The following is an 11,852-nucleotide window of genomic DNA, read 5'->3' on the forward strand; positions in this document are numbered from 1 at the left end:
CGGGGCCCGAGCGTTGAGATTGAATCGAGCACTGAAGCTAGTCATGCACGCGCCCAGTCGTGCTTCCCCGGAGTCCAGCCATGCCCCGCGATAAATCATTGGTTTCGCTGCTCGAGATGGCTCGAGGCACAGAGTTGAGCGAAGACCATCTGGCGAGCATGGTCGGCGATGAAGTCAGCCGTCTGTCCGCCGACGCGCGAGTATTTGATTTCATTCAGGTACTCGCGATGAAGCGAGTGAGTGACAAGGTAAGACAGAGGGTCTCCCGCGCCCGTCCGGGCAGGGGCGTTTCCGCTCATGCGCCGGGTTGCTCCCTCAAGGCACCTTAAGGCCTTCGGTATCCTGCCAGATTCGCGCTGCGATCTAATTTTGATCTGGATCAAGAAAAGCTATATGACCCGCTACAGCAACGGACCAGGTGAGTCGTTACACGCTGACGCAGCACAACGTCAGCGCGTTCGGCAACCGGCAGCAAAAACCGAGCGAACTTGGTAGTTCTTTTGGGGGAAGCATGTTCGTCGTCATCGGGTGGGTCGTCGTTATGGGGGCAGTCATAGTCTATGCACTCATGGCGACCGCTGACTGACCAGATCATCCGCCAGCGGCACGGCCGCTAGCACCATCAGCATCACCGCAAGTGGTATCGCCGAAACGAAACCAACATGTTTGAAACCCAACGCGCCGATCAACCCGCCAATTAGAAACACGCCGAGCAACGATGCCAGCAGTGCAAGCTTTGGTCGATCCGCCTTTACGTCAACTGCCCCCAGACTTCGGGCGTGGACGTTCCAGTAAAGCAGCTTGCCAAGTTCGATACCCATGTCGGTGACGAGACCGGTCATATGCGTCGTGCGGATCTCCGCTTTCGATATCTTCGTGATGATCGCGTTCTGCAGGCCCATGAGAAAGCATAGCAAGGCGGCTGTCGCAGGTACAAAAAAAAAGCGGTGATTTCCCGCTTTCGAGCCAAGGAATCCGAAACATAGCAATAGCACCGCTTCTAATAATAAAGGCATTGCATACTCGCTCTGAGCGCCACGACGGCGTCCCCAGTTGATCAGCACAGCCGATGTGCCCGCGCCGGCGAGAAACGCCAGGAGGGAGCTAAGTCCCGACACCACCAATCCGGCTTCTCCAAGCGCGAGGTTATCGGACATCGAGGCGACCACACCGGACATATGGGAGGTGTACTGGCCGACCGCGAGAAAGCCTCCGGCGTTGATCGCCCCGGCGGTGAAGGCCAATGAGCGTCCGAGGTGGCGATTGGCTTGATCGGAGCGTTGTGGGCTGGTGAGGCCGCGAAAATAATTGATGGGCATGTCAAGGCAAAGAGTCGGTTCGTTGTGTCGGCAGTCGCCTGTCCCAGTGTCGTAGCGAGAACGAATTCATCCCGTTGCGGCGCGACGTTTCGGAACGGATTCGCGTTGACATCCCCGCTTAAACGACAATAGGTTTGAGCGGGTGGGGCTCCTGAAAGCTGTTTTTCATGATGGAGGATCCGGGCATCAAAGCATCCCTCAGAGATCTGAAGAGTCGAAGACTCCACGCAGATGCATGCCTCGGCGCTCCGACTGCCAATGCGTGCAACGACTTCACCGAGCCTGTTCAAAACATGCTGCGCCATGTCGATTTGTCCGACCCGCGGCATATTCGTCAAAATCCACAAAACATCCACTTGTCGAGCAACCGCTCGCGGCCTTGGCGCACTCGCGATGTTGATGTGCGAGCGCTGTCGTCGAAGCACACTTGCAGGGTCTCGAAACTTATGAAAACGCTCTTTTCCGAACGGGCACCTCGCCCTCGCTGACTCCTGTGTCTGGCGCGGCGTGCTCTGGAATTAGCAGAACCGGGCATTGCGCGAGGTGCAGGAAGCGCTCCGCCACGCTGCCGAGCATGAGTCTGCGAACGCCGCGGCGGCCGTGGGTTCCCATCACGACCAGATCCGCTCGAAATTCGGCCGCTGCATGCAGAATTGCGTGCGCAATGTCGCTATCGTCCCTGGCGAGATTGGTTTCGACGATCCGTGGTGTCCCGCGGACGTTGTCGTGCTGCATGCGCGAGAGGGCATCGTCGGCCAACTTTTTTCCGTCTTCCATGAACGCATCGCGGATGATCCCCGGATCGAAGCCGGGCGCGTCATAGGCCACGACGGGTACATCGACGACATACAACGGCTGTAGTTCAGCGCCGGACTCACGAGCGAGTCGCAATGCCGCTTCCAAAGCTCGTGCGGATGTCTCGCTGCCGTCGAGTGCAACCAGAATGTGCTGGTACATATCGGACCTCGCCGATTAGATAAAACGTCAACGCGCCATCAGAACAGCGATAGGTATGGACTTCAGGAATGCGCGTGTCACACCCGGTTCCCCATTGCCGGTCACGACCGTGATCTGCAGTCTATGAGTCGCACTGGCGTACGGCTTGATCCAGATCAAACGCGCTTCGACGCGAATGGGGCCCCATCGCTGCACCCTTGGTCAAGCACTACGGTTTGTGGAGCTCACGCATGGGCAGATGCGCGCTGCGATCAAATTTTGATCTGGATCAAGAAGGGCTACATGAACCGCTACAGCAACTGACCTGGCGAGTCGTTACACACTGACGCAGCACAACGTCAACTTGCTCGACAGCCGGCAGCACAGGCCGAGCAAAATTAGCAATTCTTTTGGGGGAAGCATGTTCGTCGTCATCGGGTGGGTCGTCGTTATCGGGGCAGTCATAGGCAGCTTCGTCGGCGAAGGAGGGCATCTCCCAGCGTTATTACAGCCATTTGAGCTGATATGCATTTTCGGTGGGGCGATCGGTGCGTTCGTCGTGAGCAACCTAGTGACGACGATCAATAAGACCATCAAGAGCCTGCCTACCTGTTTCAAAGGTGGTGGCTACACGAAGCAAACCTATGTCGAACTAATCGCACTGCTATACGAACTGTTGCAGAAGATACGCAAGGAAGGCTGGATGGCGATCGAAGCCGATGTCAACGCGCCGGACCAAAGGCTTTCACGAGCTTGACGAAGCCGTGCGCGCGACGCGCATGCCCAAGACCACGTGACGGAGTGCGGACGTGCCCCAACAAAAACCAGGTGAATCCGTGGAAAAGCTGACGCCCCCCAGCCTTGTCGTGCGCCGTGTCAAGAAGGGAGGCGAACATGATGGCCACCACGGTGGCGCCTGGAAGATCGCTTACGCGGATTTTGTCACTGCGATGATGGGATTTTTCCTGCTGATGTGGCTGCTTGGTTCAACGTCAAAGTACGACAGGCAAGGCATTGAGGACTACTTCAATACCCCATTGTCAGTAATGCTTGGCGGGAAAGAAGGCTCTGGGTCCGCGCGGCCAGGTGTGGTGCAGGCGGGCGGTCGGGATCTCAGCTCGACGCTTCAGGGTGTTGGCAGGCAGAGTCAGACGCAACCGACATCAACTGTGGTAGGGCATGCCGGCGACGACACAAGCGACGACAGGCGGCGTATCGAACAGCTGAAGGCGAGGCTGACCGCGCTGATCGACCAGAACCCGACGCTACACGCGTACCAGGATCAGATTCGAGTTGCGATAACAAATGAGGGTCTGCGTATCGAGATCGTTGATTCTCTCAAGCGTCCGATGTTCTCGTCGGGCAGTTCGAAGCCGGCGGATTACGCACAGGCCATCCTGTTCCAGATCGGCACAGCGCTGAACGACATCGACAACCGTGTGTGGGTCGCTGGACACACGGATGCCCTCCCATACGAAGGGGGTATTGCGGGCTACTCGAACTGGGAACTGTCAAGCGACCGCGCAAACGCAGCGCGAAGGGCGCTGGTTGCGGGTGGTTTGCATGAAGACAAGCTGCTGCAGATCCGTGGGCTCGCCGATGTTTTGCCGCTGAACAGGAGCGTCGCCGACGAGCCGACCAATCGCCGTATCAGTATCGTCGTCCTGAACAAGGCAGCCGAGCAGGCGTTCTTTCGGGATGGCGGCCGCACGACCGCGGCTGGTGCTCAAGCTGCGAGCGGGGTCTTCCCGGCGTTGATCTCACCGGCGGCTCCAGGGTACGCGGTGCGTTGACGTGTATTGTGCGCAGGCAACTACACGTTGGTACACGAGTCATGTAAATCCGTGACGCTCAGATCTCGTTATCGTCTTCGAACAGCTTATGACGCATCGCATAGCGCACAAGCGCGGCTTCGTGGGGCATCTGCATTTTCTCGAGAAGCCGTGTCTTGTACGTGCTGATAGTCTTGCTACTCACACACAGCTGCTGGGCGATTTCCGTGATGGTTTCGCCGGCGGCGATGCGCCGGAATACATCAAACTCCCGGTCAGAGAGGCGTTGATGGGGCAGGGTTCCAACCGGCTCATTCAGGCTTTGTGCGAATTGCTCGGCCATCGAGACGCTGACGTAGACTCCGCCGGAAGCGACCTTGGTGACTGCGGCGACGAGTTCGGCGCTCGCGCTTTCTTTGGTAAGGTAACCCGAGGCACCGGCTTTGAACGCCCGCACTGCGTATTGCTGCTCCGCGTGCATCGTCAGCACGAGGATACGTAAGGCGGGCTTTTCGTCCTTGATCTGTTTGATAAGTTCGACGCCATTGCGCCCGGGCATCGACAGGTCGAGGACCAGCACATGGGCATCGGCGGAGCGCACCAGTGCCATCGTGCTGGCGCCGTCCCTGGCTTCGCCAGTCACTTCAAACCCACTCGTACACTGCAGGATATGCCGCAGCCCGTCGCGCACCAGAGTGTGGTCATCAGCGATCAGGACCCTGATCATGGATTAGGCCTTTTGCGGGTGAGCAGTCCGTAATGGGAACTTGCAAGCCTGCTCGGGCATGGCGCTGAACCGCGTAACACGATTCCGGAGCTGCCGCGAGCGCCCTCTGCGAAGGTGTCCGTCGTAAGCGAGCGTGATGGAGGTGAAGTGCCGGTGAAAGATCATTGCTTCGGGCTTAATGAGAGGGTGCCATCGTGCGTTATCTTATATTTTGCCGGTTGAATACGCTTGATGTCACTGCGGTTCAATACCAGGTGCGGATGATGTCCGGCATGCCAATGCGCATTGCATGGGTTTAAGCAAATGCTCCATTTATAAGCCAAGCGGGCCGGGCCAGTCGATCGATACCGTTCGATAGTTGATGTGGGTCGATCGGCCGAGGCTTTTGCGCTTCGTCCACTGCAAGTACGAGACGGCGTGCCGTTAGTGCTTACAAGGCCACGATGCTTCCAAAACGTGAGGTTAGGTAGATTTGGTTAGTTATACAAATGTAATAAGTTAGTTATGCAGGAAAGGTGCTGTAACGCTGAGCAGTCGGTGGCCGAATTTTCAATACCGGATTGTAGGGGAGACCACACACAACCAACTGCGAACCTACTTGAACCTCGTCTCCGTCTGATATCTGGTTCCTGGAGATATGAGCACAATAAATTTATCGGGGCACGCGAAACAAACCTGTGTGGGCAAGTCATGGCCTGGGCCACCGAAAATGGGACATCAAAGGCTTGCCACCCGACATGCATCGTTACTCGCCGGATATAAAAGCTTGATTTATCCATTTTGGGAGCAGTCTCGTGTACGGATCCTCCTATAACCACCTGCTTGTCTTTGTGTCTTTTCTGGTTGCGATTATTGCGTCGGACACCGCACTCGATATGTCAGCGCGTGTGGTCGCTTCAAAAGGCTGGGAAAGAAAATGCTGGCTGTTCGGTGGCGCGGTCGCAATTGGGGGCTGGCATCTGGTCGATGCATTTCGTCGACATGCTTGCGTTCTATCTACCCATCGAGTTGGGCTACGATCCCGCGATCACGCTGTTGTCGCTGGCCATGGCCATCGCTTCTAGCGCGTTCGCTTTGTGGTTCGCAGGCGGCGCGGATCTGGATTTCCGCGCGGAAGCGGATGCGGTGCGCTCGCCGGTGCTCACGCAATGTCAGGAGGTTGGCTCGCCGCCGCGGTGACCGTTGTTACGGCGGTGGTTATGCTGGGGGCCAGAATCACCTCGGTATTGGTAGCGTCACTCGTAAGCGCAAACCGGGAGCTTTCGTACGTCACATTGCATGACACCCTGACTGGCCTGCCCAATCGCGCGTTGCTGGAAGACCACTTGCGTCATGCCATGCGTTGCGCGGTTGAGGAGAAGTCCACGCTCGCTTTCCTCTTTATGGGCATCGACAATTTCAAGGGGATCAACGATGCATTCGGCCATCATGCGGGCGGCCTGCTGCTGGTTGAAATCTTCAGGCGTATTGAGTCTCGCGTTGCGACGGCCGACACCCTCGCAAGGCTTGGCGCTGACGAATTTGCACTGGTGAAACGCGTCGCCGATTCGACGGAAGCAGGAGCTTTCGCTGACAGCATGCTGAAGATCTTCAAGCCTCCGGTGCGGGTGGCCGGCCATGAACTGAAAACTACCGCGAGCATCGGCATTGCAATCTGTCCGGGCGATGGCGAGGACGCAGACCCGTTGATGACCAATGCAGCCGCCGCGATGTACCACGATTCCCAGCTCGTCTCGCGGGTCGGCGCAGCGGTCGAACGTCATGGGCTGTGTGCCGCCTCGCTCACGTTCGAAGTGATTGAATCGGCCGCTATGCAGGACGTGGAGGCCAGTATACGGGTCTCAGGCAACCGCGGACCGTGGGCGTGTGCATCTCCATTGACGACTTTGGCACGCGTTACTCGAGTTTGCTGTACCTGCGGCGACTGCCTGCTACGGAATTGAAGATTGACCGAGGCTTCGTCGGCCAACTGGCGCATAGCCCAGAGGACGTGACAATCACCCGGGCCATCATTGCTCTCGCTAAATCATTGCAGCTTGAGATTGTCGCCGAGGGCGTTGAGACAGACGAGCAGCGGCTCTTTCTTACCCACCTCGGCTGCGGCACGTTGCAGGGTTATCTGTTCGGTAAACCCATGCCAGCGCCTCGCATCTGGGAGCACTTGCTGGCGCAGACCCACGCGGTGGTCTGCGGGCAGCCGGCTTTGGCCGCTGCTGGGGCCGAATGAGCGCACTGTGTGACATTACGGGGCGGCCGTAGGGTAGCGCTGGGGGTGGCCGCAGGCCCGACCCAGGCGGCGCGGGCGTGCGGGGGGCGATGATGAGGGCACGGCGAGTAGCGACTCGAGCCGAATGTCGAGGGTTATAATTGCATGTCGTCTTCGGTCCGCTTTGGCCGATCAATATGCACAAACCTTTCTCGTCGCCTCCTCATTCGGGGTACCAGTGGGCTCTGGCAACGTGCATCAGAAAGACCTTGTTGAACGCGCAGCGGGTTCCGATATCCCGATCGAGGAGCGCTATCGCCTGCTTGTCGATGCCGTTAGCGATTATGCGATTTTCATGCTGAGCCCATCCGGAACCGTTGCGACCTGGAACAACGGTGCACACACCATAAAAGGCTATCTCGAGAACGAGATTGTCGGGCGGCATTTCTCTGTCTTCTATCCGCCGGAGGATGTCGCAGCAGGCAAGCCTGACGCGGAACTCGCCACAGCCATTTTGAATGGGAGGATCGAAGACGAGGGCTGGCGTATCAGGAAGGACGGATCGAGGTTTTGGGCCAATGTGGTGATCACGGCGGTCCACGACACTGCCGGCACCTTGCGTGGTTTCGCGAAAGTGACCCGTGACATGACCGAGCGGCGGCGGTTAACGGAACTCGAACGGGCGAGCGAACTGGCCGCCCGTATCCAGGAAGCGCGGGAAGACGAGCAAAGGCGGGTTGCGCGGGAGTTGCACGACGATCTTGGTCAACAGTTGACCGCGTTGAAAATGGCGGTGGCGCTTCATGAAGGACATCTGAGCTCAAGTGGTGGGTCGCCGGAAGGTCTCTTGCAGACACGTGAACTGCAGGAACAGATCGATGCTATGGCGGCCTCCTTGCGGCGCATTGCGGCCGATCTGCGTCCGCCGATGCTCGACGATCTCGGGTTGAGTGCGGCACTCGAATGGCTCACCGAAGATTTTGCGCGACGCTGCGGCCTGCGCGTAACCTCACGGCTGGAGGTCGAAGACATCCACTTCTCGGATGCTGCAGCGACGGCGATTTTCCGGATGGTTCAAGAGGCGCTTAACAACGTCGCCCGGCATGCGCAGGCTACCGCAGTCGATATCGAGATGGTGTGCACACACGACACCTGTACGGTACGCATCGAGGACAATGGAAAAGGCGTCGACCCAGACGCGCCGCGCAAGAAACAGTCTTTTGGTCTGCTAGGCATGCGTGAGCGGGTACGTCTGCTCGAGGGTAGCGTTTCAATCGATAGCGCACCAGGGCAAGGATTCCACGTCGTCATTTCGCTGCCGCGAAGCAACGTCACCGCCGACGGCTGATCAACGCTGCTTACGTATTCGCTGCGGCTGTTTTCTCCTCATCAGCCACTCACGGGGGCGGCGTTCTCAACCGGTGGCGGCACGTTTTCGGCGTATGTCCGCAATGATCTCCAGCGCTTGCGTGAATTCGCGAGTCTTGTCGAAAACATACCCCGCACCTGCACGCAAGCACGCTTGCCGGATGCCTGACGTTGCGTGATTCGACAGCACGATGATGGTGGCTGGATGCTGGTGCAGAGACAGTCCGGTTACTACTTCCATTCCGGTGCCTTGGGCCAGGTGCAGATCCAGCAAGACAATGTCGGGCTGACTGAGCATGATCTGCCTGACGGCCGTTTGGGCATCTTCGGCCTCGCCGACGATTTGCACCCCTTGAATTGTCTCGACGAGTTGCATCAGTCGCCGCCTGATTAGCGGAGAGTCTTCGACAATAAAGACTTTTACCGGAAGTCCTGAGGATGGCATCGATTGCATGCCTTGAAGTATTGAGGACAAGTCCCAAAAACAAAATCAGTGGCGTATGAACTTCAAGTCAGGTAGTACGAAGCCTTGTAGGGCGTTTCCTACTCTGGTGCGGGGCAACCTTGTAAGCACTCCATCCACAGATCCGACATTTCTGCGACGACTGCGTTTCAAGCATATGGCTGAAACGCCGTAATGCCTGCCCTCGAAGGATCCGCACATGGCGACCGACCCGTCGAGCGTGCATGCGTTACCACTCGAGGCGTACCCATGACCCACCTGAGAGGAGCCCAATAGGCCGGTCGAGAGCCCAATTTTTCTGCTTTACCTACGGCAACTTCGGCCATGCCTCATTTCCGTCCCAATATGTGCGACCGATACTGATCACATGGCAGCCAATTTTGGGACAAGCATTCGGGCCTCAAGTCAGCGCCACTATCGGTGATTTCGACGAAGTCGACGGTGCGGCCGAAGCACCTTGATTGCGCTGGCGATCGGCGCGCCGGCCGCCTCGGAACCACCGTCTGAGTTTTTCGTTCAAGTATTGGAGAGCCCCATGAGCCATTCCGCGGAACATCTGATCGAGCTGATGCGCCTCGCCCGAGGTGGCGGGGGCGCTTTAACGCAACACCTGTTGCGGGAAGTAGCGATGAGTATTTTGTCGCCGGGTCCCGATGGGGAAGGCGGCCACGGGGCAAACGCGACGGGAGCGTTAGTGTTTCATTGAAAAGTAAAGATCGGCTCAAACGCCAGTTCAGGTCATCGAGGTCATCCTCTCGGGGGCAAAAACCATGATTGGTCAGGAAACACTCGAGTCCATACGTGAGATCAACCTATCGTACTTCATGCTGGCGCAGCAAATGCTGCGTGATGATCGCGCCGTTGGCATGTTCCGGCTTGGATTGTCGGCACAGATCGCGCACATTCTCTCCGAATTAACTCTGGCCCAGATTGTCAGGCTTGCCAGCACAGATCAGCTCCTGTGCGCCTTCCGGCTCAGCAATTACGACATGCTGGCCGCGTTGACGGCGCCCGCCATGCGAGCCGGTGCGGGCTCGAAGCACGCGGCGATCCTGCTTGCCTGTCATCCCGCCGACACGCCCCAGTAAAGGATGGCGTATGTCGAAACGGAATATGACCAAGGGATACCGTCTGTACCGCGAACACTGTGCCGACTCGCAGGGCGAGGTGGTACTCGACTTGACGCGCGCGTGGACACTGGTGCGCTTTTTCAATGGCGGCCTATTAGAACTGGCTCGGTGCTGCCGCTGCCGCGGCAAGTTCGTCGCCCACAAACATGATCTGCATGAAAACAGGATCTGTGCGCTTTGCCGGCCGCCCTCGGGCGCGGGCAAGCGCACGTCTTCGCGATCAACTTGCGAGGCGAATACCCCGACTTAGGGGGTGATGCAGGCTTGAGGATTGCATATCGTGAACGCTCTATGCATCAAAATTTGATGAAAATCAAAAGACATGGAGGTGCAGCCTGCAAGACGGCTTCAGCAACCTCAGACCTTGCCGTTACGCCTATAGAAGTCAGCGAAGTGTTTCGGGGAGCACCAGAAAATTTCGGAAAATTCACCTGTCAATCGCCGCGAGCCTACAGCGCGATGGCGCCGGCTATCCTCTGTCTGACCGCTGGTAAGAAGCTGAACGTCTTGCGACACTGGAGTCGCTGCAGATTCTTCATGCCTTGCCCGAAGATGCGTGTGACCGAGCATGCGAGTCCGGCAAACCGGGTGATTCGAAGACCTTTTAAATACGGCGCGAAAGCAGAGGGAACATTACAGTGAAAGTGCGCGAATTGATGACCACCCGCCTCGTGACCATAGGGTTCGACGGAACTCTACTGACACTACGCGGAATTTTCGAGCATGCCGGCATGCACCATGTACTAGTCGTGGAAGACATGTGGCTATATGGGATTGTTTCCGACCGCGATCTTTTACGGGCTATCAGTCCGTTCATAGAAAGTATCGTGGAAACCCCAAGGGATGTGGCTACGCTCAACAAATGTACACATCAGATCGTTTCGCGACAGCCGATCACGATATCGCCAGACTCGGATGTGGCGGAGGCCATCCAGTTGCTTGTCAGGCACTCAATATCGTGCATCCCAGTGGTTGACGTGGATTGCCGTCCGTTGGGTATCCTTGGTTGGCGCGACATCTTGCTTACGGACTCAAGAGCGTGCGAGATGGACCGTGACTGTCGCTCGCCAATGTGACGACTTCTGCAGATCACATTCGAACAACCTGTCGTTTGCTCGGATAACGAGCGGCATCTGTCCTGAACCGCCCCGCGGCGGTTCAATGAGTGGTCGCACCGATCAGTTGACCGTGACCAATAGCGCAAGCCCGATTCTGCGTTATGACCGGTCGGTTGCGAGATTGAGCCAATGCTCTATCGCTGTGGGCTCGAACGGCTTTTCCAGAAGAGCTAGCACGCGCTTCGCCACTGCTTTCGCGCGAAGCTCATCGGTCGGGAATGCGGTAGTAAAAATGGTGGGCGGCGCGTCACCAATTTCCTGGAGGCGATCGTGCATTTCGAACCCCGACATTCCCGGCATTCGTATGTCCGAAATCAGGCATAACGTTTCGCCAATGTACTCGGACTCCAGAAATTCCGCAGCCGACGCAAAGGTGCGCGTCCGCCAGCCCAGAGAACGTACCAGGCTCGCGGTCCCCAAGCGAACACTCTCGTCATCGTCGACGATGGAAACAATCCTGCCACCGGACAACTCCGTCACGCTGCTCGCACCATCAATTTTGGTCACACTGTCCTCACCTTGCGGGGATGCCGCGATTTTTGATCAGCACCTTGTTACAAGCTGGGGCGCACAACTGAAGGGATAGATTGTTTATCCGCTCCAACGAATGCTGGCCGTAAGTCGTAATGGATTTCGACTGGAAAGCGCGCGCCCGGATGGCGGTACGATCAGCTTTGTCAGCAGGGGTATCGCCTTGCGCATTGCGATTGGTCCATGGATGGTCCGCTACTTCTGGACAGGGTACTCAATTCGCGCACCGGTTCTTTGATCCAAGTCAAACTTGACGGGGTAGCACGCACGTGCCCGCTTGTT

14 protein-coding genes and 2 pseudogenes are annotated in these 11,852 nt (G+C 57.5%); 11 read left to right on the plus strand and 5 right to left on the minus strand.

Features of this window, described 5'->3' with window-relative positions; translation table 11 throughout:
- Positions 1–80: 80 nt before the first annotated feature.
- Positions 81–329, plus strand: coding sequence for a DUF3562 domain-containing protein (locus WCA85_RS21020; protein WP_424066801.1), 249 nt, complete (start codon positions 81–83; stop codon positions 327–329).
- Between the two features lie 237 nt (positions 330–566).
- On the opposite strand, the gene WCA85_RS21025 is transcribed toward WCA85_RS21020, so the two are convergent.
- A complete protein-coding gene (locus tag WCA85_RS21025; RefSeq protein WP_424066802.1) occupies positions 567–1,319 on the minus strand; it encodes a YoaK family protein in 753 nt (250 codons plus the stop codon).
- 444 nt (positions 1,320–1,763) lie between these two features.
- On the minus strand, positions 1,764–2,276 hold the full coding sequence (locus tag WCA85_RS21030; protein WP_424066803.1) for a universal stress protein: 513 nt from the start codon (positions 2,274–2,276) through the stop codon (positions 1,764–1,766).
- 400 nt (positions 2,277–2,676) lie between these two features.
- On the opposite strand from WCA85_RS21030, the pseudogene WCA85_RS21035 reads away from it, so the two are divergent.
- Together WCA85_RS21035 and motB are read left to right on the plus strand one after the other, a co-directional pair.
- Positions 2,677–2,994, plus strand: a pseudogene (locus WCA85_RS21035) (motility-associated protein); the annotation flags it as partial.
- Positions 2,995–3,064: 70 nt separating this feature from the next.
- Positions 3,065–4,048 carry a flagellar motor protein MotB gene (gene motB / locus WCA85_RS21040; RefSeq protein WP_424066804.1) on the plus strand — a complete coding sequence of 328 codons (984 nt, stop codon included), beginning with the start codon at positions 3,065–3,067 and terminating at the stop codon, positions 4,046–4,048.
- A gap of 58 nt (positions 4,049–4,106) precedes the next feature.
- Here the strand turns inward: motB and WCA85_RS21045 are convergent, their stop codons facing one another.
- Positions 4,107–4,754 carry a response regulator gene (locus WCA85_RS21045; protein WP_424066805.1) on the minus strand — a complete coding sequence of 216 codons (648 nt, stop codon included), beginning with the start codon at positions 4,752–4,754 and terminating at the stop codon, positions 4,107–4,109.
- A 966-nt stretch (positions 4,755–5,720) separates the two neighbouring features.
- Here WCA85_RS21045 and WCA85_RS21050 point away from each other — a divergent pair.
- The 4 genes from WCA85_RS21050 (at position 5,721) to WCA85_RS21065 (ending at position 8,308) form a co-directional block, all read left to right on the plus strand.
- The gene (locus tag WCA85_RS21050) at positions 5,721–5,933 is read left to right on the plus strand and encodes an MHYT domain-containing protein (RefSeq protein WP_424066806.1); all 213 of its coding nucleotides are present in this window, start codon (positions 5,721–5,723) and stop codon (positions 5,931–5,933) included.
- A gap of 20 nt (positions 5,934–5,953) precedes the next feature.
- Positions 5,954–6,697, plus strand: coding sequence for a diguanylate cyclase domain-containing protein (locus tag WCA85_RS21055; protein ID WP_424066807.1), 744 nt, complete (start codon positions 5,954–5,956; stop codon positions 6,695–6,697).
- Positions 6,619–6,981: an EAL domain-containing protein gene (locus WCA85_RS21060; protein ID WP_424066808.1), complete on the plus strand. Its 363-nt coding sequence runs from the start codon at positions 6,619–6,621 to the stop codon at positions 6,979–6,981. The genes WCA85_RS21055 and WCA85_RS21060 overlap by 79 nt, the downstream gene beginning before the upstream one ends.
- A 232-nt stretch (positions 6,982–7,213) precedes the next feature.
- Positions 7,214–8,308 (plus strand): PAS domain-containing sensor histidine kinase, encoded by a 1,095-nt coding sequence (locus WCA85_RS21065; protein WP_424066809.1) that lies wholly within the window; start codon positions 7,214–7,216, stop codon positions 8,306–8,308.
- Between the two features lie 66 nt (positions 8,309–8,374).
- On the opposite strand, the gene WCA85_RS21070 is transcribed toward WCA85_RS21065, so the two are convergent.
- A complete protein-coding gene (locus WCA85_RS21070; protein ID WP_424066810.1) occupies positions 8,375–8,782 on the minus strand; it encodes a response regulator in 408 nt (135 codons plus the stop codon).
- Between the two features lie 544 nt (positions 8,783–9,326).
- On the opposite strand from WCA85_RS21070, the gene WCA85_RS21075 reads away from it, so the two are divergent.
- From WCA85_RS21075 to WCA85_RS21090, 4 genes and pseudogenes are all read left to right on the plus strand, one after another.
- Complete coding sequence (locus WCA85_RS21075) at positions 9,327–9,497, plus strand: hypothetical protein (protein WP_424066811.1); 171 nt, start codon at positions 9,327–9,329, stop codon at positions 9,495–9,497.
- A gap of 64 nt (positions 9,498–9,561) precedes the next feature.
- Positions 9,562–9,879, plus strand: coding sequence for a flagellar transcriptional regulator FlhD (flhD, locus tag WCA85_RS21080; RefSeq protein WP_424066812.1), 318 nt, complete (start codon positions 9,562–9,564; stop codon positions 9,877–9,879).
- Between the two features lie 25 nt (positions 9,880–9,904).
- Positions 9,905–10,171 (plus strand): annotated as a pseudogene (locus WCA85_RS21085) (FlhC family transcriptional regulator); the annotation flags it as partial.
- 406 nt (positions 10,172–10,577) lie between these two features.
- Entirely contained in the window at positions 10,578–10,997 is a 420-nt protein-coding gene (locus WCA85_RS21090; RefSeq protein WP_424066834.1) for a CBS domain-containing protein, read from the plus strand.
- A gap of 141 nt (positions 10,998–11,138) precedes the next feature.
- Here the strand turns inward: WCA85_RS21090 and WCA85_RS21095 are convergent, their stop codons facing one another.
- On the minus strand, positions 11,139–11,546 hold the full coding sequence (locus tag WCA85_RS21095; RefSeq protein WP_424066813.1) for a response regulator: 408 nt from the start codon (positions 11,544–11,546) through the stop codon (positions 11,139–11,141).
- Positions 11,547–11,852: the final 306 nt, after the last annotated feature.

Origin of the sequence: Paraburkholderia sp. (assembly GCF_049581445.1) — a bacterium.
Lineage (GTDB): Bacteria > Pseudomonadota > Gammaproteobacteria > Burkholderiales > Burkholderiaceae > Paraburkholderia.

What these genes read in the sequence shown, in the direction of transcription:
- WCA85_RS21050 (WP_424066806.1), top strand. Translation starts at nt 5,721, where the DNA reads ATGCATTTCGTCGACATGCTTGCGTTCTATCTACCCATCGAGTTGGGC.
- WCA85_RS21090 (WP_424066834.1), top strand. Translation starts at nt 10,578, where the DNA reads ATGACCACCCGCCTCGTGACCATAGGGTTCGACGGAACTCTACTGACA.
- WCA85_RS21025 (WP_424066802.1), bottom strand. Translation starts at nt 1,319, where the DNA reads ATGCCCATCAATTATTTTCGCGGCCTCACCAGCCCACAACGCTCCGAT.
- WCA85_RS21055 (WP_424066807.1), top strand. Translation starts at nt 5,954, where the DNA reads ATGCTGGGGGCCAGAATCACCTCGGTATTGGTAGCGTCACTCGTAAGC.
- WCA85_RS21045 (WP_424066805.1), bottom strand. Translation starts at nt 4,754, where the DNA reads ATGATCAGGGTCCTGATCGCTGATGACCACACTCTGGTGCGCGACGGG.
- flhD (WP_424066812.1), top strand. Translation starts at nt 9,562, where the DNA reads ATGATTGGTCAGGAAACACTCGAGTCCATACGTGAGATCAACCTATCG.
- WCA85_RS21070 (WP_424066810.1), bottom strand. Translation starts at nt 8,782, where the DNA reads ATGCAATCGATGCCATCCTCAGGACTTCCGGTAAAAGTCTTTATTGTC.
- WCA85_RS21020 (WP_424066801.1), top strand. Translation starts at nt 81, where the DNA reads ATGCCCCGCGATAAATCATTGGTTTCGCTGCTCGAGATGGCTCGAGGC.
- WCA85_RS21075 (WP_424066811.1), top strand. Translation starts at nt 9,327, where the DNA reads ATGAGCCATTCCGCGGAACATCTGATCGAGCTGATGCGCCTCGCCCGA.
- WCA85_RS21030 (WP_424066803.1), bottom strand. Translation starts at nt 2,276, where the DNA reads ATGTACCAGCACATTCTGGTTGCACTCGACGGCAGCGAGACATCCGCA.